Source organism: Aromatoleum sp. (assembly GCF_035254505.1).
Taxonomy (GTDB): Bacteria; Pseudomonadota; Gammaproteobacteria; order Burkholderiales; family Rhodocyclaceae; genus Aromatoleum.
The window spans coordinates 20549-45584 of record NZ_DATFAO010000111.1 but is presented as its reverse complement, the minus strand read 5'-3'; the positions used below and the strand labels follow the sequence as shown (position 1 = coordinate 45584).

Annotated in this window: 19 protein-coding genes; 11 read left to right on the top strand and 8 right to left on the bottom strand. The window is 66.6% G+C overall.

The genetic code is table 11. The features are described from left to right. Nucleotides 1-59: 59 nt before the first annotated feature. The 3 genes from VJ673_RS24380 to VJ673_RS24370 are packed head-to-tail and all read left to right on the top strand — an operon-like array spanning nucleotide 60 to nucleotide 3481. Entirely contained in the window at nucleotides 60-1700 is a 1641-nt protein-coding gene (locus VJ673_RS24380) for a sensor domain-containing diguanylate cyclase (protein ID WP_324128782.1), read from the top strand. After that, a complete protein-coding gene (locus tag VJ673_RS24375; protein WP_324128781.1) occupies nucleotides 1697-2098 on the top strand; it encodes a c-type cytochrome in 402 nt (133 codons plus the stop codon). The genes VJ673_RS24380 and VJ673_RS24375 overlap by 4 nt, the downstream gene beginning before the upstream one ends. Before the next feature lie 45 nt (nucleotides 2099-2143). Continuing rightward, nucleotides 2144-3481 carry a cytochrome C gene (locus VJ673_RS24370; RefSeq protein WP_324128780.1) on the top strand — a complete coding sequence of 446 codons (1338 nt, stop codon included), beginning with the start codon at nucleotides 2144-2146 and terminating at the stop codon, nucleotides 3479-3481. 61 nt (nucleotides 3482-3542) lie between these two features. On the opposite strand, the gene VJ673_RS24365 is transcribed toward VJ673_RS24370, so the two are convergent. The 3 genes from VJ673_RS24365 to VJ673_RS24355 are packed head-to-tail and all read right to left on the bottom strand — an operon-like array spanning nucleotide 3543 to nucleotide 8237. Continuing rightward, a complete protein-coding gene (locus tag VJ673_RS24365; protein ID WP_324128779.1) occupies nucleotides 3543-4598 on the bottom strand; it encodes a 2-oxoacid:ferredoxin oxidoreductase subunit beta in 1056 nt (351 codons plus the stop codon). Next, nucleotides 4595-6451 (bottom strand): 2-oxoacid:acceptor oxidoreductase subunit alpha, encoded by a 1857-nt coding sequence (locus tag VJ673_RS24360; RefSeq protein ID WP_324128778.1) that lies wholly within the window; start codon nucleotides 6449-6451, stop codon nucleotides 4595-4597. Before VJ673_RS24360 ends, VJ673_RS24365 begins: the two co-directional genes overlap by 4 nt. Before the next feature lies 1 nt (nucleotide 6452). Then, on the bottom strand, nucleotides 6453-8237 hold the full coding sequence (locus VJ673_RS24355) for an FAD-dependent oxidoreductase (RefSeq protein ID WP_324128777.1): 1785 nt from the start codon (nucleotides 8235-8237) through the stop codon (nucleotides 6453-6455). 212 nt (nucleotides 8238-8449) lie between these two features. Between VJ673_RS24355 and VJ673_RS24350 the strand changes: the two genes are divergently transcribed. Further along, on the top strand, nucleotides 8450-8722 hold the full coding sequence (locus tag VJ673_RS24350) for a PepSY domain-containing protein (protein ID WP_324128776.1): 273 nt from the start codon (nucleotides 8450-8452) through the stop codon (nucleotides 8720-8722). Nucleotides 8723-8750: 28 nt separating this feature from the next. Here VJ673_RS24350 and VJ673_RS24345 read toward each other — a convergent pair whose 3' ends face one another. From VJ673_RS24345 to VJ673_RS24335, 3 genes are read right to left on the bottom strand one after another with little or no spacing between them, the layout of a single operon-like run. After that, nucleotides 8751-9947 (bottom strand): efflux RND transporter periplasmic adaptor subunit, encoded by a 1197-nt coding sequence (locus tag VJ673_RS24345; RefSeq protein WP_324128775.1) that lies wholly within the window; start codon nucleotides 9945-9947, stop codon nucleotides 8751-8753. A 4-nt stretch (nucleotides 9948-9951) separates the two neighbouring features. Next, a complete protein-coding gene (locus VJ673_RS24340) occupies nucleotides 9952-12324 on the bottom strand; it encodes an ABC transporter permease (protein WP_324128774.1) in 2373 nt (790 codons plus the stop codon). Then, nucleotides 12318-13055 (bottom strand): ABC transporter ATP-binding protein, encoded by a 738-nt coding sequence (locus tag VJ673_RS24335; protein ID WP_324128773.1) that lies wholly within the window; start codon nucleotides 13053-13055, stop codon nucleotides 12318-12320. The genes VJ673_RS24340 and VJ673_RS24335 overlap by 7 nt, the downstream gene beginning before the upstream one ends. A 235-nt stretch (nucleotides 13056-13290) precedes the next feature. Here VJ673_RS24335 and VJ673_RS24330 point away from each other — a divergent pair, with 235 nt between their 5' ends. Genes VJ673_RS24330 through VJ673_RS24320 form a run of 3 tightly spaced genes read left to right on the top strand, consistent with a single transcriptional unit; the run spans nucleotide 13291 to nucleotide 14989 of the window. Next, nucleotides 13291-14004, top strand: a complete 714-nt coding sequence (locus tag VJ673_RS24330; protein ID WP_324128772.1) for an RNA polymerase sigma factor — start codon at nucleotides 13291-13293, stop codon at nucleotides 14002-14004. Nucleotides 14005-14018: 14 nt separating this feature from the next. Continuing rightward, nucleotides 14019-14606, top strand: coding sequence for a ferritin-like domain-containing protein (locus VJ673_RS24325; protein ID WP_324128771.1), 588 nt, complete (start codon nucleotides 14019-14021; stop codon nucleotides 14604-14606). Next, entirely contained in the window at nucleotides 14603-14989 is a 387-nt protein-coding gene (locus VJ673_RS24320; protein ID WP_324128770.1) for a c-type cytochrome, read from the top strand. The genes VJ673_RS24325 and VJ673_RS24320 overlap by 4 nt, the downstream gene beginning before the upstream one ends. Here the strand turns inward: VJ673_RS24320 and VJ673_RS24315 are convergent. Next, a complete protein-coding gene (locus VJ673_RS24315) occupies nucleotides 14986-18084 on the bottom strand; it encodes an efflux RND transporter permease subunit (protein ID WP_324128769.1) in 3099 nt (1032 codons plus the stop codon). The two genes, VJ673_RS24320 and VJ673_RS24315, sit on opposite strands and share 4 nt — an antisense overlap. Before the next feature lie 10 nt (nucleotides 18085-18094). Then, the gene (locus VJ673_RS24310; protein WP_324128768.1) at nucleotides 18095-19285 is read right to left on the bottom strand and encodes an efflux RND transporter periplasmic adaptor subunit; all 1191 of its coding nucleotides are present in this window, start codon (nucleotides 19283-19285) and stop codon (nucleotides 18095-18097) included. A 147-nt stretch (nucleotides 19286-19432) separates the two neighbouring features. Here VJ673_RS24310 and VJ673_RS24305 point away from each other — a divergent pair, with 147 nt between their 5' ends. From VJ673_RS24305 to VJ673_RS24290, 4 genes are all read left to right on the top strand, one after another. Further along, nucleotides 19433-20692, top strand: coding sequence for an Hsp70 family protein (locus VJ673_RS24305; RefSeq protein WP_324128767.1), 1260 nt, complete (start codon nucleotides 19433-19435; stop codon nucleotides 20690-20692). Between the two features lie 137 nt (nucleotides 20693-20829). Then, complete coding sequence (locus tag VJ673_RS24300; RefSeq protein WP_324128766.1) at nucleotides 20830-22371, top strand: DUF4118 domain-containing protein; 1542 nt, start codon at nucleotides 20830-20832, stop codon at nucleotides 22369-22371. Further along, nucleotides 22368-23075, top strand: a complete 708-nt coding sequence (locus tag VJ673_RS24295; protein WP_324128765.1) for a response regulator — start codon at nucleotides 22368-22370, stop codon at nucleotides 23073-23075. Before VJ673_RS24300 ends, VJ673_RS24295 begins: the two co-directional genes overlap by 4 nt. Before the next feature lie 19 nt (nucleotides 23076-23094). Continuing rightward, nucleotides 23095-24972, top strand: a complete 1878-nt coding sequence (locus VJ673_RS24290; protein WP_324128764.1) for a potassium transporter Kup — start codon at nucleotides 23095-23097, stop codon at nucleotides 24970-24972. Nucleotides 24973-25036 lie beyond the last annotated feature (64 nt).

Genomic DNA, 25036 nt, shown 5'->3' with positions numbered 1-25036 from the left:
CCCTGCGCAGCATCGGACAAAAAATTCTACTGGTCGTCGGTCTTGCCGCGAGCATCGGCATGACGGTCAGCCTTTGGGCTTACTCCGTCGCCCAGGAAAAGGGCATGCGCGAGCAGAACGAACGCTCGATGACGCAGACCGTCGAATCGGTGATCAAGGGCTTGCAGAGCGTCATGCTCGCGGGCGACGCGGACATCGCGCAGGCCTTCTCCGATCGACTGAAGACCGTGGAGGGCGCACAGGACTTCCGCATCCTGCGCGTGGACGGCAGCGAGGCCTTTCGCGACAACCAGACCATCCGCGCCGTCAACAAATACAAGGGCGAAGACGCATTCTCCGAGCGGGACGAGGAGACGGTCGTTCCCGTTCTGCCGAAGGATTCGCCGGAGCTCCAGCGCGCCACGGCGGGCGAGAAAGCGATCCCCCTGTACACGAACGCCGGCCCCGACGGCAAGCCGTCGATGACGATGCTCGCGCCGATCATGACCACGCGGGGCTGCAAGAAATGTCATGGCGATGAAGCCAAGATGCTCGGTTTCATCAAGTTCTCGGTGACGCTCGCGGCCTTGGAGCGCGACATCGCCGCGGCAAACCAGCGCGCAGTCGGCCTAATCGCCGCGAGTTTGCTGCTCACGCTGATTTTCACCGCAGCCATTCTGCGCCATTCGGTATCGAAGCCGATTGCCCAGGTCACGGAGGCGATGCGCAAGGCGGCCGGCGGGGACCTGAACAGCCAAGCGATTGCCAGTGGCAACGACGAGGTCGCCCAGATGGCGGCGAGCTTCAACACGATGACGAGCTCGTTGAAACGGGCCTACGACGGCATGCAGCGCGAGCAGGACAAGCTCACGACCATCATCCGCTCGGCGAAGGAAGCCATCATCGTGGCGGATGCCACGGACAAAGTGACGCTGGTGAACCCATCGGCCGAAGTGCTGCTCGGCAAGACGATCCACGACATCAGCCATGCCAGCTTCGTCGACATCCTCGATGACCGCGAACTGATGGCGCGGCTGTTGAACGACCCGGAAGGCACCCCCGAGATCATCCGGCGCGGCGAGCTGATCCTGTCGGCACAAGCCTCGCGGATCAACGCCGATGACGGCCACCTCGCGGGCAGCGCCGCGCTGATCCGGGACATCACGATCGAGAAGAACCTCGAGGACGAGCTGCGCAAACTGTCGACGACCGACGGGCTGACCGGCCTCTTCAACCGCCGCTTCCTCGACGACACGCTGCGCAAGGAGCTCGCGCGCGCGCAGCGTTACGGACATGCGCTTTCGGTCCTGATGCTCGACGTCGACCACTTCAAGAAATTCAACGACCGGCACGGCCATGAAATGGGCGATCGTGTGCTCAAGGCGGTCGCCGGCGCGATGTACGCGACGCTGCGCCAGCAGGACTACCCGTGCAGGTACGGCGGCGAGGAGTTTCTCGCCATCCTCCCCGACACCGCCAGCGCCGGCGCACTGAACGCCGCGGAGAGGCTGCGTCACGCGATCTGCACGCTGTCCGTCGAGGGCCTGTCGGTGACCGCGTCGATCGGCTGCGCCTCGTTCCCCGAGCTCGAAGTCCAGACTGCCGACGAATTGGTCGAACAAGCCGATGGCGCCCTCTACCAAGCCAAGGAAGGCGGCAGAAACCGTTGCGTGCTGGCCCTCGGCGAACACGTCACGGACGCAGTCGATACCGCCAATTGAAGAAGCGCAGCATGCCGAATCCGATTTGCCGCACCGCCGTCGGCTGTGCCGTCCTCATTCTGATGTGTTCAGCGACCCTCGCGCGAGCCGCAGGCGACCCCACCGCCGGCGCAGCGCTGTTCGAAGAGGAATGCAGCGAATGCCACACGACGACCGGCAAGCACAAGAAAGGCCCCACCCTGCGCGGAATCATCGGTCGCAAGGCAGGCACAGCCACGGGTTACGAGGATTACTCCGACGCGGTCAAGAAGAGCGACCTGGTGTGGTCCGCCGAGGCGCTCGATCGCTACCTCACCAAACCCCAGCAGTTTTCCCCCAGCATCAAGATGAAATACACCGGTCTTGCGAGCGCGGCAGAGCGCGCCGACCTGATCGAGTTTCTGAAAACAAAAAAATAGCATCGACAGATGCGCGTCATCTTTATCCAAAAGGGGATCCTTGCAGTGTCCGGAAACATCGTTCCTTCACGCCCGCGCTGGCCTTCTCTCATCAAGCCGGCAATTGCCTGCGCCTTGCTCGCAGCCTCGCTGTCCGCCTCGGCGGTGCCCAGTTTTGCACGGCAAACCAAGCAGGAGTGCGCGACCTGCCACGTCGGCTCGCTCGGTCCGCAACTCACGCCCTACGGCATGCAGTTCAAGCTTGGCGGCTACACCGAGACCACGGGCGAAACCAGTCCGCTGCCGCTGTCGGCGATGCTGATTGCCGGTTTCACGCGCACCAAGGACGACCTCGCGGAAGCCCCTGAGCATTACCGCACGAACAACAACAGCGCGATCGGCGAGGCTTCGGTCTTCCTCGCGGGCAAGCTGTACGGGAATGTCGGCGCCTTCGTCCAGGCGACCTGGGAGGGCGTCTCGCGCCGCTGGGCGATGGACAGCATGGACGTGCGCTACGCGGGCAAGACCCGCATCGCCGACGAAGACGTGATCCTCGGCGCCTCGTTCAACAACCGCCCGACGGTGCAGGACCCGCTGAACACGACGCCGGTGTGGAGCTTCCCCTTCACGAGCGCGCCCGAAGACTTCGCGCCCGTACCCGAAGCGAGCCCGGTGATCGCGGGCGCGCTCGACGGCCGCGTCTTCGGCCTGACCGGCTACGTGTCGACCGGCAGCGGCCTTTATGCCGAGGCGGGAGGCTATCGCGCGGCGAGCCGCCGCTATCTGCTCGACAGCAATGCGATCGAAGACCGATCCGAGGCCGGACAGCAGCTCCAGGGCACCGCCCCGTACTGGCGGCTCGCGTATATCAAGGACCGCACGCGCGAAAAGAGCCGCGACATGTTCTCGGTCGGGCTATTCGGCATGAATTCGCGGCTGCGCGACTTCAATTCGAGCGGCCCCAATGACCGCTTCGACGACCTGGGGGTGGACGCCAACTACCAGTATATCGGCAACCGTACCCACGTCTTCACGGCCGGCGGCAGCTACATCAATGAGCGGCAAACGCTGCGCGAGACGCCCGCAGAACATCGCCATTTGACGCTGGACCAGTTCAAACTGACGACCTCGTACCACTACGACAAGACCTACGGCGCGACCCTGAGCCGGTTCGACACGCGGGGCTCATCCGACGACGTCCTGTACGCGAACCGCAAGCCGGACTCCAACGGCTGGATCGTGCAGTTCGACTGGACGCCCTTCGGCAAGGCGGACTCCTGGCTCGAACCCTGGATCAACCTGCGGGTCGGTCTGCAATACACGCATTACGGCAAGTTCGACGGGACCTCGGCTGGCGCATCCGGCAACGACAGCACCTATCTCTTCGCCTGGACGGCGTTCTGACGATTTGACGCAACGAGGCCGTCGCCGCAAACCGGCGACGGCCTCGCGTCGTTTACTTCGTCTATCGCAACAAGGCGTTCAACGCCTCCAGCGCCTTGCTCCCCGGGCACAGGTAGGCGTCGCCGAGCTGGTTGAGCGGCTTCTCGACCGTGTTCAGGTGCGTGTGCATGTCGTGGCCGCTGCTGTCGATATACAGCAGCCCGGTGACGATCTCGCCGAGGGCTTGGCGGCCCTGCAGGTAGTGGATCGCGCCGATGCGGTCCGACGGATCGTAATCGTCGCCGAGCTTTCGCAGGTGCAGGATCGAGCCGTCATGTTGCACGATGCGCCGTAGCGAGCCGGGCGGATACGAGGTTTCGATCGGCGCGCGGGGCAGGATCACGTCGACGCTGTTGATCGAGGCGTTGTGCTCGCGCACGTAGTCGTAGCTCTTCGTCGATCCCGTGTGATTGTTGAAGGTGACGCAGGGGCTGATGACGTCGATGAAGGCCGGTCCGCCGTGGCACAGCGCGCCCTTGATGAGGGGCACGAGCTGTTCCTTGTCGCCCGAGAAGCTTCTCGCGACGTAGGTCGCGCCGAGCTGCAGCGCGAGCGCGGCGAGGTCGATCGGGCTGTCGTTGTTGGTGACGCCCTTCTTGCTCTTCGTGCCCCTGTCGGCGGTTGCCGAGAACTGCCCTTTCGTCAGGCCATAGACGCCGTTGTTCTCGACGATGTAGGTCATGCTGACGCCGCGCCGCATCGCATGCGCGAACTGTCCGATGCCGATCGAGGCCGAATCGCCGTCGCCCGACACGCCGAGGTAGAGCAGGCTCCGGTTGGCGAGTTGGGCGCCCGTCAGCACCGAGGGCATGCGCCCATGCACGCTGTTGAAGCCGTGCGAGTTGCCGAGGAAGTAGTCCGGCGTCTTCGACGAGCAGCCGATGCCCGACATCTTGGCGACGCGGTGCGGTTCGATGTCGAGGTCGAAGCAGGCCTGCACGACGGCCGCGCTGATCGAGTCGTGGCCGCAGCCGGCGCAGAGCGTCGAGATCGCCCCCTCGTAGTCGCGGCGCGTATAGCCGAGCGCGTTGCGTGGCGCATCGGCGGCATGGAGTTTCGGTTTCGGCAGATAGGTCATGGCGCCACCTTGCGCAGCGGGGTTCCAATGGGACTGATCTTGCGCTCGGCGAGCGCATCGACGATACGGCGCACAACGAAGCGCGCGGTGATCGGCGAGCCGTCGTAGTGCAGCACACGCACGAGCTTCTTCGGATCGATCTCGCCTTCGTTGATCAGCAGCGAACGCAGTTGCGCGCTCTCGTTCTGCTCGACGACGAAGACATAATCGTGCTCGGCGATGAAGCGCATCACCTCGCGGCTGAACGGGAAGGCGCGGACGCGCAGCGTATCGACGTGGATGCCGTCGGCTTCGAGCAGCGCGCTCGCCTCGGCCATCGCGGGGCTCGTCGAGCCGAAGTAGATCGCGCCGATGTGGGTCGCCTGCGCGGCATTCTTCACGATCGGCGCGGGTGCGAGTTCCTTCGCGGTGTCGAACTTCCGCCGCAGCCGCTCCATGTTGTAGATGTAGTCGGCGCCGGTCTCACTGTACTTGGCGTAAGGGTTGCGGGTCGTGCCGCGCGTGAAATAGGCGCCCTTGGTCGGGTGCGTGCCCGGAATGGTGCGATAGGGAATGCCGTCCCCGTCGACGTCCAGGTAGCGGCCGAAGGTCTTGCCGGCCTCGAGATCGTCAAAGCTCATCAGCTTGCCGCGATCGTAGCGGCGGCTGTCGTCCCAGTCGAAAGGCGCGCACAGGCGCTCATTCATGCCGATGTCGAGATCGGACATGACGAACACCGGGGTCTGCAGCCGCTCGGCGAGGTCGAAGGCCTGGGCCGTGAACGTGAAGCATTCGTACGGGTCTTCGGGGAAGAGCAGCACGTGGCGCGTGTCGCCGTGCGAGGCATAGGCGCAGGAAAGCAGGTCGGACTGCTGGGTGCGCGTCGGCATGCCGGTCGAGGGACTGCCGCGCTGCACGTCGACAATCACGGCCGGGATCTCGGCAAAGTAGGCGAGGCCGAAAAACTCCTGCATCAGCGAGATGCCCGGCCCCGAGGTCGCCGTGAAGGCGCGCGCGCCGTTCCAGCCGGCGCCGATCACCATGCCGATCGACGCAAGCTCGTCCTCCGCCTGCACGATCGCGTAGCGGGCACGACCGTTGTCGGGGTCGGTGCGGTACTTGCGGCAGTAACCCGCGAAGGACTCGATGACCGAGGTCGAGGGGGTGATCGGATACCAGCCCGCGACGGTCGCGCCGCCATACACCGCGCCCAGCCCGCAGGCGCTGTTGCCGTCGATGAAGATGCGGTCCCCCACCGCATCCGCGCGGCGCACGGTGAGACCGATCGGGCATGGCAGGTTCGCCTTCACGTAGTCGTAGCCGATGCGCAGCGCATTGACGTTCGCCTGGATCAACTGGTCCTTGCCACGGTAGCGATCGACGATCAGCTTCTCGGTTGCGGCGAACTCCATGTCGAGCAGCGCGATCAGCGCGCCGACGTACATCACGTTCTTGAAGAGCTGGCGCTGGCGCGCGTCGGTGTATTCGCGGTTGCACAGCGCGGTGAGCGGCACACCAAGCACCGTCACGTCCTCGCGGAACTTCGAGGCCGGCATCGGCTTCGTCGAGTCGTAGAAGAGATAGCCGCCGGAGTCGATCGCCGCGAGGTCGCGGTCCCAGGTCTGCGGGTTCATCGCGACCATCATGTCGCAGCCCGCGCTCGCGCCGAGCCAGCCGGCTTCGGACACGCGCACCTCGTACCAGGTCGGCAGGCCCTGGATGTTCGACGGGAAGATGTTGCGCGGCGCGACCGGCACGCCCATGCGGATGATCGAGCGCGCGAAGAGCTCGTTCGCCGACGAGGAGCCCGAGCCGTTGACGTTCGCGAACTTGATGACGAAGTCGTTGCAACGTTGGATTCTGGGTAGTGTCATCTCAAGCCTCTGCTCCCGCCTGCGGCAGGTTCAACATGAATTTCTGCATGTCCCACGCGCCGGTCGGACAGCGTTCCGCGCACATGCCGCAGTGCAGGCACACGTTCTCGTCCTTGACCATCGCGCGTCCGGTCTTGAGGCCCTCGGCGAGGTACAGGTCCTGATCGTGGTTGTGCGCCGGGGCCTTGAGCCGGCCGCGCAACTCGTCCTCGTCGCCGTTGCGCGTGAAGGTGATGCATTCGGTCGGACAGATGTCGACACAGGCATCGCATTCGATGCAGAGCTTGGGCGTGAAGACGGTGGCGATGTCGCAGTTGAGGCAGCGCTGGGTTTCGCCGCAGGCGAGCTGTACGTCGTAGCCGAGCTCGAATTCGGTCTTGATGTTCTTCAGCGCCTCTTCGAGCGACTTCACCGGCACCTTGTAGCGCAGGTCCTCCGAGACCTTGTTGTCGTAGCTCCACTCGTGGATGCCCATCTTCTGGCTGACGAGGTTCATCGTCGGCGCCGGGCGCTTCGTGAGTGCTTCGCCGCGGCAGAACAGGTCGATCGAGATCGCGGCGGTGTGGCCCTGGGCGACGGCGGTGATGATGTTCTTAGGGCCGAGCGCAGCGTCGCCGCCGAAGAAGACGCGCGGCAGCGTCGATTGCAGCGTCGCGGCGTCGAGAACCGGCATGCCGTGACGGTCGAACTCGATGCCGATGTCGCGCTCGATCCATGGGAAGGAGTTCTCCTGGCCGATCGCGAGCAGCACCTCGTCGCATTCCATATGCTCGTCCGGCTCGCCGGTCGGCACGAGCTGGCGCCGTCCGTCCGCATCGTACTCGGCGCGCACCTTCTCGAAGAGCACCCCGGTGAGCTTGCCGTCGTCGTGGGTGAAGGCCTTCTGCACGAGGTAGTTGTGGATCGGGATGCCCTCGTGCAGCGCGTCCTCCTTCTCCCACGGCGACGCCTTCATCTCGTCGAAGCCGCTGCGGACGACGACGCGCACGTCCTCGCCGCCGAGGCGGCGCGCCGAGCGGCAACAGTCCATCGCGGTGTTGCCGCCGCCGAGCACGATCACGCGCTTCGCGATCTTGTCGATATGGCCGAAGGCGACGCTGGAGAGCCAATCGATGCCGACGTGGATGTGGGCGGCTGCCTCCTTGCGCCCGGGCAGGTCGACGTCGCGCCCCCGCGGCGCCCCGGTGCCGACGAAGACCGCGTCCCACTCGCCGGCGAGCATCGCAGCGAGGCTCGTCACCCAATGATCCTGGCGCAATTCGACGTCGAGCCCGGCGATGTAGCCGCACTCCTCGTCGATGACGCGGTCCGGGAGGCGGAATTTCGGGATCTGGCTACGCATCATGCCGCCCGCCGATGAGCCCCCGTCGAACACGGTGACCTCGTAGCCGATCACGGCGAGGTCGCGCGCGACGGTCAGCGACGCCGGCCCGGCGCCGATACAGGCGATGCGCTTGCCGTTCTTCGCTTCCGGGGGCTGCGGCAGACGTGCGCGGATGTCGTCCTTGAAGTCGGCTGCGACGCGCTTCAGGCGGCAGATCGCGACCGGCTCCTCGTCGACACGCCCGCGCCGGCAAGCCGGCTCACAGGGTCGGTCGCACACACGGCCGAGAATGCCGGGGAAAACGTTCGATTGCCAGTTCGTGAGGTAGGCCGATGAAAAATCGCCGGCGGCAATCTGGCGAATGTACTCCGGCACAGGGGTATGAGCCGGGCACGCCCATTGGCAGTCGACCACCTTGTGCAGATAGTCGGGATTTCGGATATCAGTCGATTTCACGGGCATCCTTCCTGGATCGGAAAAAGCAAGTGTCTGAACACCTGTCAAACATGCATCATTGTGCACTATAGGCAACAAATTGCACGCTGCACCGCAGCAAAATCTTGCTCGAGCCTCTGCCTCGATCGGCCCGGCCCGTTCAGGATCGGTTAACGATCCTGATCAGAGAATGTATCCCATGCCAGCCCGGCATGCATGGACAGACAGAGGAGACCGCCATGAATACCCGCTACATGATCTTCGCCGCAATCGGCCTGCTGAGTGGAACGGCTGCATTCGCCGAACCCCAATGCACGATGCCGCAGGACACCGCAGCCGTCGCGAAGACGATGCGCGCGCTGGTCGACGCCGGCCACAGCTTCTCGCGCATGGAGTTCACGAAGAGCAAGTGCTACGAGTTGCGCGGCACCGACAAGGAGGGCCGCAAGTTCGAGATCTACGTCAATCCGGCCGACGGCAGCGCGACGAAGTCCGACAACAAGCGGACCTGATGCGGTTGCCAAGGGCGCGCGTCACGCACTATCCCGCCGTGACGCGCGCGCCGTCGCGCAGCCGATCGTCCGGGTGCACGACCACGCGCTCGCCTTCCTTCACACCTGAAAGAACCTGCGCGCTCAGCCCGTTGCGCTGCCCCGGCTCGACGCTCCGTTTCACCGCCCTGCCCTCCTCGACGACGAAGGCCGCCCAGCCGTCGCCGTCGCGGAAGAGCGCGCTGGCCGGAATCTGCAACACATCCTTGTCTTCCCAGACCACGAAGCTCGCCTCGACGCGATAGCCATCGCCCAGGCGCTGCCATTGCGCGGGCGGCGACGTGAAATTCACGATGACCCACACGCGCTGCTCCTCGACGCCCAACGCCGAGACCTTCGTGAAGCCCGCGGGCTCGACGACGCGCACGACGCCTTCAAGCGCGCCTTCGCCGCCCCAGCGCTCGAAGAGCACGCGCGTGCCGGGCGCGATGCGCACGGCGTCGGCCGACAGCACGTCGACCTCGATTTCGAGGCTCCGTGGATCGCCGATGTCGAGCAGCCCCTGCCCCACTGCGACGGCGCCTTCGCTCTTGCGCGGGATCTTCAACACCTGGCCGGCAACCGGCGAGCGGACGACGATGGGGGCGCCCTTCCCGCCCACGGCGGCGTAACCCAGCGCCGTGCGCGCCGCTTCGATCTCATGACGCGCCGTCGACACGGCGAACTGCGACGAGCGCAGCTCCGACGTAGCACGGTCGGTTTCGGCGACCGCGCGATCCTCGGCCTCGGCGCTGACGTGTCCGGCGCTACGCAGCAGGCGCACCCGGCGCAGATCCTTGTCCGCGAGGTCGGCGCCCGCCTGCGCGGCGCGCATGCGCTGCTCGACGGCGCTGGCGTTGGCGAAGGCCGCCGCGACCCGCGCCTCAGCCTCGGCGCGGCGCCGCGCATCGAGCACCTCGGCGCGCTGGGGTTCGAGCTCGACGAGCGGCTGGCCGGCCTGCACCGCGTCGCCGACGTCCAGTTCGATGCGTCGCGCGTAGGCGGCGACAGGGGCCGCGACGACATAGCGGTCGACGACGCGGGTGCGCCCCTCCTGCTCGACCACGACCCGCATCGGCCCGCGTTCGACCGCGCGCGCATCGACGACGAGCGGCTGCGGCCGGAAGCCGTGGTAGAGGCCCCAGCCGATCGCGACGGCAATCGCCGCCAGCACGATCCGCCTGCGCCACTGCACCTTGGTCATCATTGTTTCACTCCGGAGTTTTCAGCACCGCGATCAGGTCCAGCCGATCGAGCCGTCGCCGCACCGCCAGTCCCGACAGCACGGACGACACGAGCACGACGGTCACGGCAAACGCATAGGTCCGCGGTTCGAGCACGACTGGGACACGAAAGAGATCGCTCTGCAGCGTACGCGCGATGTAGTAGCACATGCCTTCACCCAACCACAGGCCGAGCGGGATCGCGACGAGCGTCAGCAGGCCGAGCTCGCCGAGCAGGATGTAGGCGATCTCGGCGCGCGTGAAGCCCAGCACGCGCAGGCTCGCCAGCTCTCGGCTGCGCTCGGTCAGCGCAATCCGCGCGCTGTTGTAGATCACGCCGAAGGCGATCACGACGGCGAAGGCTGTGGCGACATAGGTAAAGAACAGCATCGTCTCGTCCATCATGCGGTTGAAGTTGCGGATCTCCTGCACCCGCTCCGCGACTCCGGCGACGCGCGGCGTGTCCGTCAGCCGCGCATACAGCGTCCCGATCTGCGCGCGGTCGATCGACAGGTAGGCGCCGGAGATCGTCGGCCCCTCGTGCATGAAGCGGTTCAAGGCGGTGAGGTCCATGTAGGCGGAAACGCCGAGGTACTCCTTCACGACGCCGACCACGGTCGCCTCGCGCCGCGGCCGGTTGCCTTCGAGCACCTCGACGACGATGCGATCGCCGGGGCGGACGTCGAGGATCTGAGCAAGGTAATCAGTCAACAGCATGCCATCCGGCGGGAGGGCCACGGGGCGAAGTTCCGCGTCGAGCAGCCGCTGGATGTCGCCGCCGGGCTCAACGCCACGGATCCCAGTGCGGTACTCCAGATGGCCGTGCCGCAGTCGCACCGGCACCGCGCGGTACACCTCGACGTGCTCGATGCCTGGCATCCCGAGAAGGTCGTAACGCGCGCTATAGGCCGTCGGATCGGTGAAACTCAGCGACAAGTCCTCGCGCTGCGACATGTCGTATTGCACGTTCAGCATGTAGCCGACGGTGTCGCGCTGGAAGAGCCCGGTCAGGATGATGCCGCACGCGAGCGCAATGCCCAGCACGCTGACGGCGGACTGCAAGGCGCGGCGGCGAATGTGGCGCACGATCATGCGCGTCGGCTGCGATAGCCAGCGCTTGAGGCCCAGTTTTTCGAGCCCGGTCTCGTGGTAGCGCGCCGGCGGTTCGGGGCGCATCGCCTGGGCGGGCGACAGACTCGCCGCGCGCCACACCGCCATCACCGTGCCGGCCCCGGCCGCCAGCAGGCTTGCGATCGCGGCCTCGACAACGGTCATCGGTTCAAGACTGAACCTCAGGAAGGGGAAGTAGTAGAACTCCATGTAGATCGCCGACAGCGCTTTCCCCAACCAGACGCCGAGCGCCGTTCCGCTGATCACCCCGGCGCCGGCGATCACGGCGACGAACTTCAGGTAATGCCACAGCACGGCCAGATTGCCGTAGCCAAAGGCCTTCAGCGTCGCGATCTGTTCGCGCTGCATCGCCACGAGCCGGCCCATCACGACGTTGAGCAGGAAGGCCGAGACACTCATGAAGATCGTTGGGAAGAGCCCCGCCAATGTGCCGAGTTGCTGCAATTCCTGCATCAGAAAGCGGTGAGAACGCTGGTCGACACGTGCGTAGGCGCCGAGACCGCCGTAGGGGTTGATGAGTTCGTCGACACGCTCGATCACGTCCTGCTCGTCGGCGCCGGGCCGCAAGCTCAGCGCGAGGTCGTTGAAGGCGCCATCGAGTTCGTAGGCTTGCCCCAGCGCGCGCCGCTCCATCCACATGACGCCGTAGCGTTTCGGGTCGGGGAAGGCCGAACCGGGACGCAGTTGCTGGATGAATTCGGGCGACAAGGCGGTGCCGACGACCCGCAGCGTCTGCCTCCGGCCCTTCAGGATCGCATCGAAGCGGTCGCCGGGATGCAGCCCGTGGGCCTTTGCGAACGGGGTGCTGACGACTACCTCGTCGGGCCGCGCCGGCAGTGGCAAACGCCCTTCTCGCAGATGCAGCGCATTGAGCCCGTGCTGGCCGACGTCGGACAGCGACACCATCAGGGCCGTCACCGGCTCGGGGAAATCCGGCATCTCGAGCCGTACCTGCGCGACGACGCGCGTATCGACGACCTCGACACCCGGAATCGCCGCGATGCGCTGGCGCAGCGATTCCGGCGCGCGCTTGAGCGTCGCGAACACCTCGGCGAAGCGGTATTCGCGGTAGTAGCTGTCCTGCGTCGTGCGCAAGGACGCCAATGTCGAGATGAACATCACGTAGGTGCCGACGCCGCACATCACGACCAGCGCGATCGCGAAAGCCTGGCCGCGCATGTGCCACAGATCGCGCCACAGCTTCCGGTCGAGTGCGGAGAGTCTCACCATTGCAGCTCGGCCGCCGGCCTGCGTTCGGCGTTGCGCTCGATCCGCTGCACGCGGCCGTCGCCGAAGTAGACGACGCGGTCAGCCATCGCGGCGATGACGGCGTTGTGCGTGATGACGACCGTCGTCGTGCCGAGATCGCGATTCACGCGCGCGATCACGTCGAGCACCAGCACGCCGGTCTGCGCGTCGAGCGCGCCCGTGGGTTCGTCGCACAACAGCACCTGCGGTCGCTTCGCCACCGCGCGCGCGATCGCCACGCGCTGCTGTTCGCCGCCCGACATCTGGCTCGGGAAGTGGTCCATCCGCTGCGCGAGGCCGACCAGCGTGAGCGCCTCCTCGGGCGACATCGGCTTGTCGGCGATCTCGGTGACGAGCGCCACGTTCTCGCGGGCCGTCAGGCTGGGGATCAGGTTGTAGAACTGGAAGACGAAGCCGACGTGCTCGCGGCGGTATTGCGTCATCGCCGCATCGTCGTCGATGGTGAGGTCGTGCTCGCCGTAGCGCACCGTGCCGGCCGTCGGCACGTCGAGCCCGCCGAGGATGTTCAGCAGCGTCGACTTGCCGCTGCCGGAAGGGCCGAGCAGCACGACGAGTTCGCCCGGATACAGGTCGAGGTCGACACCGCGCAGCGCCTCAACGCGCACCTCGCCCATGTCGTAGACCTTCGTCAGTCCGCGCGCCTCGAAGACGGGGCGCGGCGGCGCGGCGCTCTGTTCATTCCGATCCGTCATGGACGATCCGTTCGGTCTCTTCCCCGCAGATAGCCCGGCCCTGCGCGAAGGCAAGCGAGTTTGCAGCACAGCCCGGACGTTCCCATCGGCCGCCGACGGCCTCGCTCGGCGGCTTTCCCATTATATCTCCGGGGCATAGCTGAGGCCCGACAATCGCGATGACGTTCGAAATCGGAGGACCGTTGTAACCTTTCTCCACGGGCCTTCATCTAATGGGCAACAACAGGAGACCAGCATGTCGCCCTCTGACGCAGCGATCGCACAAACAGAACCCGGGACGGACACCGCCCTCGTCGACCGCATCCTCGCCGGCGACGTCCTCGCCTTCGAACGGATGATGCGCCTGCATAACCGCCGCCTGTTCCGGGTCGCCCGCAGCATCCTGCGCGACGATGCCGAAGCCGAGGATGCGGTGCAGGACGGCTACATCGAGGCACATCGCGCGCTCGCCGGTTTCCGCGGCGAAGCGAAGCTCTCCACCTGGCTCACGCGCATCATCGTCAACCAGGCCTTGGCACGTCGCCGCCGCCCACACATGCCAGTCGCCACAGAAGAAGAACTCGACACGCTGGCTAAAGGCGACGGCGACGTCCCTCCCGAGACGCCGGAAACGCTCGCGATGCGCGCCGAACTGCGCCGCCTGATCGAAGCCTCGATCGACGGCCTACCGGACGCCTACCGCACCGTCTTCATGCTGCGCGCCGTCGAAGGCCTCAGCGTCGAGGAGACGGCCGCGACCCTCGGCATCTCGTCCGGCAACACGAAGGTGCGCTTCCTGCGCGCCCGCGGCCAGCTTCGCAACGCACTGGGCGCGCGCCTCGGATCGCTGCTCGAAGATGTGTTCGCCTTCGACGGCGCGCGATGCGACCGCATCGTCGCGCAGGTCTGCGCCCGCCTCGGCCTTCCCGCCCCCTCGCTCCCCGCCGTCGGGGAGTCCAACCCCACGTGACCAAGGAGCCCATCATGATCGTCCGCGTCGATCCCTTCTCTGCCCTGCGAACCCTCAACCGCCGCCGTTTCCTGACCGGAACGGGGGCCATGCTCTCGGCCGGCACCGTCGCGCTGCTCGCCGGCCGCCCCGCGCTCGCCGCCAACTACGGCAAGAAGCAGACGGACATGTCGGAGGACGTCCGCATCCTCAACACCGCGCTCGGCGCGGAGCTGGAAGCCATCGCCGCCTATGGCGTGGGGGCCGCCAGCGGCCTGCTGCAGAAACCCGTGCTGGACCTCGCCGTGCAGTTCCAGGGCCAGCATAAGGAACATGCCGACGTGCTCGCCTCGACCGTGAAGAAGCTCGGTGGCAAGCCGGTGGAAGCGAAGAGCCACTATGATTTCCCGACGGACAAGCTGAAAACGCAGAACGACGTGCTGAGCTTCGCGGCCGGCCTCGAAAAAGGCGCGGTCAGTGCCTACCTGGGTGCCGTCCCCTTGTTCCAGGACCGCGACCTTGCCAAGGCCGCCGCCAGCATCCTCGGCGACGAGGCGATGCACTGGGCGGTGCTGCGCCAGGCGCTCGGCGACAATCCGGTGCCGACGGCCTTCGTGGCATGAAGGCAATCGCCGCCATCGCGCTCGCGGCCCTCTTCGCCGCTCCGGCCGGGGCGGCGACCACGACCGGCGACCCGGCACGCGGCAAGGAAATCTACGACCGCTGCCTCGCCTGCCACGCGCTCGCCTACAACCGCACCGGGCCGAAGCACTGCGGCCTCTTCGGCCGCCGCGCCGGCAGCGTGCCGGATTTCGAGTATTCGCCGGCGATGGCGCACTCGAAGATCGTGTGGAACGCGAAGACGCTCGACCGCTTCCTCACGAACCCGACACGCATGGTGCCGGGCACGGCGATGGGTTACGCGGGCATTCCCGATCCGCAGGAGCGCGCCGACCTGATCGCATGGCTGCGACAGGCGGGCAGCTCCGAGGAGTGCCGGCGCTAGGGCACCGCCGCTTCGGGCGCGGGCTCCGCGGCGTTCCCGCTCTTCGAGAAGCGGTCGAGGTAGAGATAGACGACCGGCGTCAGATACAGCGTCAGGAGCTGCGACACGACGAGCCCGCCAACCACCGCAAGGCCCAGCGGACGCCGCACCTCTGCGCCCGCGCCGATCCCGAGCGCGATCGGCAGCGTGCCGACCAGCGCCGCCATCGTCGTCATCATGATCGGGCGGAAACGGACGAGGCAAGCCTGGAAGATCGCGTCGGCCGCCGCCATGCCTTCGTTCCTGCGCCGCTCCAGCGCAAAGTCGATCATCATGATCGCGTTCTTCTTCACGATGCCGATCAGCATGATGACGCCGACGAAGGCGTAGAGGCTGAGGTCGACGCCGAAGAGCAGTAGCGTCAGCAGCGCCCCGAGGCCCGCCGATGGCAGGCCGGAGAGGATCGTCAGCGGGTGGATGAAGCTCTCGTAGAGCACGCCGAGCACGAGATACACGACGAGCACCGCGACGAGCAGCAGCATCCCGAGCCCTTGCAGCGAGGCCTGGAAAGCCTGCGCGGTGCCCTGGAGGCTGGTGTTGAGCGACACCGGAATCCCCGCCTCCTGCTCCAGCGTCTTGATCCGCGCGACCGCATCGCCGAGCGAAGTGCCCGGCAGCAGGTTGAAGGAGATCGTCACCGACGGCAGCTGACCGAGGTGGTTCACGGTCAGCGCCTGGTTCTTGCGGCTGAAGCGCGCGACAGCATCGAGCGGCACGAGCGTGCCCGCGCTGTTCCTCACGTGCAGACGCGGCAACGTCTCCGGTCCAGCCTGGAACTGGGGTGCGAGCTCGAGAATCACCTGATACTGATTGGTCGAACCGTAAATCGTCGACACCTGCCGCGCCGAGAAGGCGCTCTGCAGCGCGTCCTCGACCTGCCCGTAGGTCAGGCCCAGCGTCGCGAGCTTGTCGCGATCGATGTCGAGCGCGACGACCGGGCTCAGGTTGTTGAGGTTGTTGTTCACGTCGACGAAGCCCGGCAGCTGGCGGATCTTCTCGGTCAGCGTGCCCGTCCACTGGTACAGCTCGTCGAGGTCGATGTCCTGCAGCGTGTATTGGTACTGCGCCGACGTGACCTGACCGCCGATGCGGATGGCCGGCGGGTTCTGCATCGACACCTTGATCCCCGGGACCGCGCCCACCTTCGGGCGCAGTCGCTGGATGATCTCGTCCGGCGTCGATTTGCGCTCGTCGTTCGGCTTCAGCGTGATGAAGAGCGTGCCGGTGTTCGCCGTCGGGCGCGCACCGCCCGCACCCACCGAGGACATGAAGGTCGCGATATCCGGGTCCTGCGCCACGATCTCCGCGACGGCGCGCTGATGCTCGACCATTGCCGCGAAGGACGCGTCCTGCGCGGCTTCGGTGAAGGCGATGATCTGGCCCGAATCGCCGCTCGGCAGGAAGTCCTTCGGCACGTTGGTGAAGAGCAGGCCCGTCACCAGCAAGGTCGCGAAGAAGCTCGCGAGCACCGCGCGCGGATGGCTCATCGCGAAGCGCAGCGTGCGCTCGTAACCCGCCAGCAACGCCGCGAAGAAGCGCTCGAAGAGCAGGAACACGCGACCGTGCGATTCCGGCTCCGCGTGCTTGATGTAGCGGCTGCAGAGCATCGGCGTCAACGTCAGTGACACGATGCCGGACACGAGGATCGCCGCGCAGATCGTCACCGCGAACTCGTGCAGCAGCCGCCCGACGATGCCGCGCATGAACATCACCGGGATGAACACTGCCGTCAGCGACAGCGTCATCGAAATGATCGTGAAGCCGATCTCGCGCGCGCCCTTGATCGCCGCCTCGAAGGGCCGCTCGCCCGCCTCGACGTGGCGCACGATGTTCTCCAGCATCACGATCGCGTCATCGACGACGAAACCGACCGACAGCGTCAGCGCGAGCAAGGACAGGTTGTCCAGGCTGTAGCCCAACGCCGCCATCGCGCCGAAGGTGCCGACGACGGAGATCGGCAGTGCGAGCGCCGGGATCAGCGTCGCGGACAGGTTGCGCAGGAAGAGCAGGATCACGAGGATCACCAGGAAACCCGCCAGGATCAGCGTGAACTGCACGTCGTCAATGGCGTGGCGGATCGTGACGCTGCGGTCGAACAGCACCTTCATTTCGATTGCGGCCGGCAGCTTCGCCTGGAAGGACGGCAGCACGCGCTTGATCGCATCGACCGTCTCGACCGTGTTCGCCCCCGGCTGGCGCTGGATCGCGAGCACGATCGCGCGCTTGTCGACGTTCCAGCTCGCAATCCGGGCGTTCTCGACGCCGTCGATCGGATTGGCCACTTCCTCCAGCCGCACCGGCGCCCCGTTCTTCCACGCGACGATCAGCGGCCGGTAGGCGGCGGCGGTCGTGAGCTGCCCCGCGTCCTTGATCGCGAGCGACTGGCGGCTGCCGTCGAGCTGGCCGACCGGCTGGTTCACGTTGTTCTGCGTCAGCGCCTGCCTCAGCTCGTCGATGCCGATGCCGCGGCTCGCGAGCTGATCAGGGTTAGCCTGCACGCGCACGGCGAACTTCTGCGAGCCGAAGACCTGCACCTGGGCGACGCCGGGGATCGTCGACAGGCGCTGCGCGAGCTGCGTCTCGGCGTATTCGTCGACCACCGGCAACGGCAGCGTCTGCGACGACATCGTGATGTAGAAGACCGCCGCGTCCGCCGGATTGACCTTGCGGAAGGACGGCGGCGTCGGCATGTTCGGCGGGAGCTTGCGCAGCGCGGTCGAGATCGCCGACTGCACATCCAGCGCCGCGGCGTCGATGTTACGGTCGAGCGAAAACTGCAGCGTGATCGAGGTCGTCCCCTGCGCGCTCGTCGAGGTCATCGAATCGAGGCCGGAGATCGTTGAGAACTGACCTTCCAGCGGCGTCGCGACCGAAGCGGCCATCGTTTCGGGCGACGCCCCGGGCAAGGCGGCCGTCACCGAGATCGTCGGGAAGTCCACCGACGGCAATTCGGCCACCGGCAGCGCGCGGTAGCCGATCACACCGAAAATCAGGAACGCCGCCATCAGCAGCGTCGTCATCACCGGCCGGCGGATACACAATTCGGGCAGATTCATGCGGCAGCTCTCAGTTGCGCGACGCCGTGGGTTCCGCGGCAGCGGGCGCAGGCTGCCCCGCCGCCTTGCCGCTGGCGTCCGCCCCTTCGCCCTTCACCTTCACGCGTGCACCCGGCGTCAGCCGCAATTGTCCATCGGTGACGACCTTCTCGCCCGCCGCCAGCCCCTTCGCAATCGCCGCACGGCCTTCGAACATCGTCTCGACCTCGACCTTGCGCGGCGCGACCTTGTCCTCTTCGCCGATCACGTACAGGAAGTTGCCGTCAGGCCCCTGCTGCACCGCCTCGGTCGGCACGACGATTGCGCCGCCGAGCGTCGCGAGCCGGAGGCTGATGTTCACGAACTGCCCCGGCAGCAGCTTTTCATCCTGGTTATCGAGCACGGCCTTCATCTGGATCGTGCCCGTCGTCGTATCCACGGCGTTGTCGAGGAAGCGCACGATGCCTTCGACCGGCGGGTCTCCGCCGCCGGGCACCTTGATCGCCGCCTTCATGCGCCCTGCCGCCATCGCCTCGCGCAACCGCGGCAGATGCTTTTCGGACACGTCGAAGCTCACGAACAGCGGCTTCACGCGGTTCACGACCGCCAGCGCGGTGTCGTTCACCTTCACCGCCGACCCCGGGAACACCAGCCGCGCCCCGACCACACCGTCGAAAGGCGCACGCACCGTCGTGTAGGAGAGCTGCAGCCGCGCGAACTCGACGGCCGCCTTGTCGGCCTTCACCGTCGCCTGCGCCGCCGCCTCGTCGGTGTGGACCTCGTTCACCTTCTCGTCCGAGACGAAACCCCGCCCCTTCAGCGCGACGTAGCGCTCGACATCCGCCCGCGCCTTCGCGACCTGCGCCTCGTCGCCCGCGACGTTGGCTTCGGCCTGGCGCAAGCGCGCCTCGTAGTCCGCCGGATCGAGCCGCAGCAGCACGTCGCCCTGACGGACGTGCTGGCCCTCCGTATAAACGACCGACGCGACCTGCCCGTCGAGCCGCGACTTCACGGTCACGCTTTCGTACGCCTCGGCGCGTCCAATGACTTCCAACAGCACCGGCACGTCGCTCACTGCCGCCACCGCCGCAGTCACCGGCACCAGCGGCGGCGCCTTCGCCGCAACCGGCGCGCTGGCCACACGCGACGTGTAATACCAATACCCTCCCCCGACAGCCGCAACCGCCACGACCGCTGCCACCAACATTCTGGATCTTGTCATTTGCCCTGACCACGACGAGCGAAAAACCAGAATATACCGGACGGCGGGCCCGTTGATGACCGACCTACAATACGATACGGGACCTAAACTGGCCCGCCGCTGCCCACTCGGGTAGCATCCCGTGCCCCGCCCTTCGCCCACATCCTCATGAATCAGCCCGCCCGCGCCTGCGGCATCGACTTCGGCACCTCCAATTCCACCGCTGGCTGGCTGCGTCCCGGCGCCCCGACGCTGCTCGCGCTTGAAGACGGCAAACCCACGCTGCCGTCCGCCGTGTTCTTCAACGCCGACGAGGAAACCACCGCCTTCGGCCGCGCCGCGCTTGCGGAATATCTCGACGGCTACGAAGGCCGATTGATGCGCGCGCTGAAAAGCCTGCTCGGCAGCAGCCTGATCGACGGCCAGACCGAAGTGCACGGCCGCGCGCTGCGCTTCCGCGATCTCCTCGCGAGCTTCATCAGCGAGATCAAGCAACGCGCTGAAACCCAGGCCGGACGTAGCTTCGAACAGGCGGTGTTCGGCCGTCCCGTGCATTTCGTCGACGACGACGCCGCCGCCGACCGTAAGGCACAGGACACGCTCGAAGAGATCGCGCACCAAGTGGGTTTCCGCGACGTCAGCTTCCAGTTCGAACCGATCGGCGCAGCGTTGCACTACGAAACCTCGCTCACGCGCGAGGAGCTCGTGCTGATCGCCGACATCGGCGGCGGCACCGCGGACTTCTCGCTCGTGCGCCTCGCGCCCGACCGCGCCGGGCGCGACGACCGCCGCGAAGACCTCCTCGGCAACGCCGGCATCCACATCGGCGGCACCGACTTCGACCGTGCGCTGAGCCTCGAATGCGTGATGCCGCTGCTCGGCTACCGCGGGCGCATGAAGAGCGGCGCCGAGATCCCTTCGAGCATCTTCTTCCAGCTCGCGACCTGGCACACGATCAACTTCGCCTACACCCGCCAGGTGTGGGCCGACCTGCAGCACATCTACCGCGACGCCGACGCCCGTGAGGAACTCGATCGTCTCTCGAGGCTCGTCAGCCGACGCGAAGGGCACTGGCTCGCGCTGCAAGTCGAACAGGCCAAGATCGACCTGTCGGCGGCGGAAGCCGCGACGCTGCAACTCGACCGCCTCGCCCCCGGCCTCACGCACACGATCACCCGCGAAGACTTCACGCGGGCCACGCTCAACCTCGTCGATCGCGTCGGCGCCTGTGTCGGCACCCTGCTCGACGACGTCGGCCTGCGCCGCGACCAGGTCGACACCATCTACTTCACCGGCGGCGCGAGCGGCGTGCCGCAACTGCGCGCGCGCATCGCAGCCGAACTGCCGGCTGCCCGCGCCGTCGAGGGCGACCTGTACGGCAGCATCGGTGCGGGTCTAGCCGTCGAAGCCGCCCGCCGCTACGGCTGATCTTGGCCGCTTTGTTACCGATTGCTGCGTAACAGCATTTACACCATTTTTATCCGGCACATTCCAGAATAGGCTCGTCATCAAGAGCCGCGCTCGTCACCACCGATGGCCGGTGCGGCGGGGAAACGACGCAGATCATGGAAACCGATAGCCTGGAACGCTTTTCACCGGTCGCGCGCCATCTGCTCGCGGTGCTCGCGTGCGCGCTCATGACGGCCATCTGCCTGCTGCTGCGCGGCGTGTTCGACATCACGAACATCGCGATGCTGATGCTGCTCCCGGTCGTCTTCGTCGCGGCTCGCCTCGGGCGCGGTCCGGCGATCCTCGCAAGCTTCGTCACCGTCGGGCTGTTCGACTTCTTCTTCGTCCCGCCGCAACTCTCCTTCGCCGTCAGCGACGTGCAGTACCTGGTGATCTTCGCCGTGATGCTCGCGGTGTCGCTCTTCATCAGCCACCTCACCGCGAGCCTCAAGGCCAGCGCGCGTGACGCCCGGCAGCGCGAACAGCGCTCGCAGGCCCTTTACAGCCTCGCCCGCACGCTCGCCGGCACGATGAGCGCCGACGAAGCGGTCGCCGCGGTCGTGCGCTTCGTGCGCGAACAAGCGGGCGGCGAGGCACGCCTCTTTGTGCCGGACGTCGACGACAAGGTCCGCGAATTTCCGCGCAACACGGGGCCGCTGTCGATGGACAGATTCCTGACCATCGAGGCGGTCTATCTCGGCGGGGACGCGGTCGGTGCCAGCGCGACGGTCAATCTCGACGGTTCCTGCCTCGTGCTGCCGCTCGTCGGATCGACCCGCCGGCGCGGCGTGCTGTTCGTCGCCGCCCACGCCGGAGACGACCACCTCTACGAACTGCGCTCGATGCTCGAAGCGGTCGCCTCACTCACGGCCATCGCGCTGGAGCGCCTGCACTTCGTCGATATCGCGCAGGCAAGCCAGCTCGAAACCGAAGCCGAGCGGCTGCGCAGTTCCATCCTGTCGTCGATCTCGCACGACATTCGTACGCCCCTCACCGTGCTCTTCGGCCAGGCCGACGCGCTCGCGCTCGCCGGCAGCCACCTCGACGACCAGGAGCGCGAAGCCGCCCGGGCCATCCGCGACCAGGCGGGGCGCCTGCACGAGATGGTCGACAAGCTCCTCGACATGGCCCGCCTGCAGGCCGGCAAGGTGAATCTGAGGAAGGAATGGCAGCCGATCGACGAGGTGATCGGGGCCAGCATCCAGCTCCTCGGCGACGCGCTGCGCGAGCACCCGGTCACCGTCACGCTCGCGCCGGAACTGCCGCTCGTCGCGATCGACGCGGTGCTGATGGAACGCGTCTGCTGCAACCTGCTCGAAAACGCCGCGAAATACTCGCCGCCGGCCACGCCAATCACGGTCACCATCACGAATGCCGCGCCATCCCTCGTCGTGGAAGTCCGCGACCAGGGCCCCGGCTTCCCACCGGGTGGCCTGAAGCGCGTCTTCCATCTCTTCGAACGCGGCACGGCCGAATCGAGCGCGCCCGGCGTCGGCCTCGGCCTTGCCATCTGCCGCGCGATTGTAGAAGCGCACGGCGGCACGATCGACGCCTCGAATCCGCCCGAAGGCGGCGCCTGCGTGCGCTTCTCGCTGCTCTGCGGACAGGCGCCGCAGCTCGAACCCGAACCCTCCGATCCCGCGGAGGCGCAGCCATGAACGACGCGAAGTCCACCGTGCTCGTCGTCGAAGATGACCTACAGATCCGCCGCTTCGTGTGCCAGACGCTCGAACGCGCCGACTACCGCGTCACCGAAGCCTGCACGATGCAGGCGGCGCAGGACGAAGCCGGTGCGCGCCCGCCCGATCTCGTCGTGTTGGACCTCGGCCTGCCCGACGGCAACGGCGTCGACTTCGTCCGGGTCATGCGCGACTGGTCGCGCATGCCGATCTTGATCCTGTCGGCGCGTTCGGCCGAAGCCGACAAGATCGATGCGCTCGACGCCGGGGCCGACGATTACCTCACCAAGCCCTTCTCGGTCGGCGAACTCCTTGCCCGCGTACGCGCGCTGCTGCGCCGCGCCGACCCCGATTCCAGTCCAGGCACGCCGCTCGTACGCTTTGGCGACGTCGAGGTTGATCTCGTGCGGCGAAGCGTGCAGCGTGCCGGCGAACCCGTGCATCTGACGGCAATCGAATACCGCCTGCTGGTCGTACTCATCGCCAACGCCGGCAAGGTGCTGACGCACCGCCACCTGCTGCGCGAAGTGTGGGGCGCGGGCTACGCGGAAAGCACGCATTACCTGCGCATCTACATCAGTCATCTGCGACAAAAGCTCGAGGCGGACCCGACCCAACCGGCGCACCTGCGCACCGAGATCGGCGTCGGCTACCGCTTCGACACCCAGGCTCCAAACGCTTAGCGATATTCGAGGAATCAGCATGTCCGCACATGAACACGGTTCGCGAAGCAATCTGGCCGGACTCGCCCTGGCGGCACTCGGGGTCGTCTATGGCGACATCGGCACGAGCCCGCTGTATGCGTTCAAGGAAGCCTTCACCGGCCCACACGGGCTCGCCGTGAGCGAAACGAACGTGCTCGCTGCGCTGTCGGCCTTCTTCTGGGCGCTGATGCTGATCGTGTCGCTGAAATACGTCTGGATCGTGCTCAAGTACGACAACGACGGCGAAGGCGGCGTGCTCGCATTGACCGCGCTGGCGCATCGCACGGCGTCGCGCAGAGCCCGGCTTGCCGCGCTCGTGATCGCCGCCGGCATCTTCGCCGCCGCGCTCTTCTACGGTGACGCCATCATCACCCCCGCGATCTCGGTGCTGTCGGCGATGGAAGGCCTCTCGGTCGCGGAGCCCCAGTTCCACGCGCTGATCGTGCCGATCACGATCGCCGTGCTGGTCAGCCTGTTCCTGATCCAGCGGCACGGCACGACCCGCGTCGGCCGGCTCTTCGGGCCGGTCACGCTGGTGTGGTTCGCGACCCTCGCCGCGCTCGGCGCCCGCTCGATCGCCGAGACGCCGCAAGTGCTCGCCGCAATCAACCCCGCCCACGCCATCGACTTCGCGATCCACCACACGCACGCTGCCTTCCTGCTGCTGTCCGCCGTCTTCCTCGCACTGACCGGGGGCGAAGCGCTCTACGCTGACATGGGCCACTTCGGCGCGAAGGCCGTGCGCATCGCGTGGTACGGCCTCGTGTGCCCGGCGCTGCTGATCAACTACTTCGGACAGGGCGCACTCGTGCTGCGCGACCCGACCGCGGTCGAGAACCCCTTCTACCTCCTCGCGCCGGACTGGGCCGTGTTGCCGCTCGTCGTCCTTGCCACGGCCGCCACCGTGATCGCGTCGCAGGCCACCATCACCGGCGCCTTCTCAATGACGCTGCAGGCCTCGCTGCTCGGCTACCTGCCGCGCGTGCGCGTGCTCCACACCTCGGACAGCGAACGCGGTCAAATTTACATTCCTAGTGTCAATTGGCTCATGCTGATCGCAGTCGTGCTGCTGGTGCTCGAATTCCGCTCCTCGAACGCACTGGCCGCCGCATACGGCATCGCGGTGTCCGGCACGATGATCATCACGACGGTGCTCACGGTGTTCATCACCCTCGCCACACCGACCCGCTTCCGCCTGCCGGTGCTCGCCGGGCTCGCCCTCTTCGCACTGCTCGAATGCGCCTTCTTCGCCTCCAACCTGACCAAAGTCGCCGCCGGCGGCTGGTTCCCGATGATGCTCGGCGCCGTCATCTTCATCGCGCTGACGACCTGGAAGGAAGGCTCGGGCCACGTCGCGGCGCAGCGGCGCAAGATCGACGTGCCGATGGACGGTTTCATTCGCACCCCGCACACCGATGTGCCGAAAGTCCCCGGTACCGCCGTGTATCTCACGTCCGATACCAGCGTCGTCCCCAGCGCGCTCTTCCACAACCTCAAGCATTACAAGGTGATGCACGAACAGACCGTGTTCCTGCACGTCATCAACGAGGAAATCCCCTACATCTCCGATCAGGACCGCCTGCGCCTGACGAAACTCGCGCCTGACACCTGGCAGCTCGACGTCCATCTCGGCTTCCGCGAGGAGCCCGACCTGCCGAAGGCGCTCGAAGGCGCCGACCGCGTCGGTCTGAAGCTCGACCCGATGCTCACCACCTACTTCGTCGCCCGCTCGGTGATCGTCGACGGTCCCGGCGCACTGAGCGGCTGGCGCTGCGCGCTCTATTCGTGGATGACGCGCCAGGCCGAAGGCGCCGCCACCTACTTCCGCCTCCCCGCCAACCAGGTCGTCGAGCTCGGCACGCAGGTCATGCTGTAAGTTCCCATTCGACACTCCTCGGATCGACTCTTCGGGAACGCAAATTGCATGTTTTTTTCATGAT

Coding starts and splice junctions, on each gene's coding strand:
- VJ673_RS24380 (WP_324128782.1), top strand. CDS start 60: ATGACGGTCAGCCTTTGGGCTTACTCCGTCGCCCAGGAAAAGGGCATG.
- VJ673_RS24365 (WP_324128779.1), bottom strand. CDS start 4,598: ATGACCTATCTGCCGAAACCGAAACTCCATGCCGCCGATGCGCCACGC.
- VJ673_RS24360 (WP_324128778.1), bottom strand. CDS start 6,451: ATGACACTACCCAGAATCCAACGTTGCAACGACTTCGTCATCAAGTTC.
- VJ673_RS24355 (WP_324128777.1), bottom strand. CDS start 8,237: ATGCCCGTGAAATCGACTGATATCCGAAATCCCGACTATCTGCACAAG.
- VJ673_RS24350 (WP_324128776.1), top strand. CDS start 8,450: ATGAATACCCGCTACATGATCTTCGCCGCAATCGGCCTGCTGAGTGGA.
- VJ673_RS24345 (WP_324128775.1), bottom strand. CDS start 9,947: ATGATGACCAAGGTGCAGTGGCGCAGGCGGATCGTGCTGGCGGCGATT.
- VJ673_RS24340 (WP_324128774.1), bottom strand. CDS start 12,324: ATGGTGAGACTCTCCGCACTCGACCGGAAGCTGTGGCGCGATCTGTGG.
- VJ673_RS24335 (WP_324128773.1), bottom strand. CDS start 13,055: ATGACGGATCGGAATGAACAGAGCGCCGCGCCGCCGCGCCCCGTCTTC.
- VJ673_RS24330 (WP_324128772.1), top strand. CDS start 13,291: ATGTCGCCCTCTGACGCAGCGATCGCACAAACAGAACCCGGGACGGAC.
- VJ673_RS24325 (WP_324128771.1), top strand. CDS start 14,019: ATGATCGTCCGCGTCGATCCCTTCTCTGCCCTGCGAACCCTCAACCGC.
- VJ673_RS24320 (WP_324128770.1), top strand. CDS start 14,603: ATGAAGGCAATCGCCGCCATCGCGCTCGCGGCCCTCTTCGCCGCTCCG.
- VJ673_RS24315 (WP_324128769.1), bottom strand. CDS start 18,084: ATGAATCTGCCCGAATTGTGTATCCGCCGGCCGGTGATGACGACGCTG.
- VJ673_RS24310 (WP_324128768.1), bottom strand. CDS start 19,285: ATGACAAGATCCAGAATGTTGGTGGCAGCGGTCGTGGCGGTTGCGGCT.
- VJ673_RS24305 (WP_324128767.1), top strand. CDS start 19,433: ATGAATCAGCCCGCCCGCGCCTGCGGCATCGACTTCGGCACCTCCAAT.
- VJ673_RS24300 (WP_324128766.1), top strand. CDS start 20,830: ATGGAAACCGATAGCCTGGAACGCTTTTCACCGGTCGCGCGCCATCTG.
- VJ673_RS24295 (WP_324128765.1), top strand. CDS start 22,368: ATGAACGACGCGAAGTCCACCGTGCTCGTCGTCGAAGATGACCTACAG.
- VJ673_RS24290 (WP_324128764.1), top strand. CDS start 23,095: ATGTCCGCACATGAACACGGTTCGCGAAGCAATCTGGCCGGACTCGCC.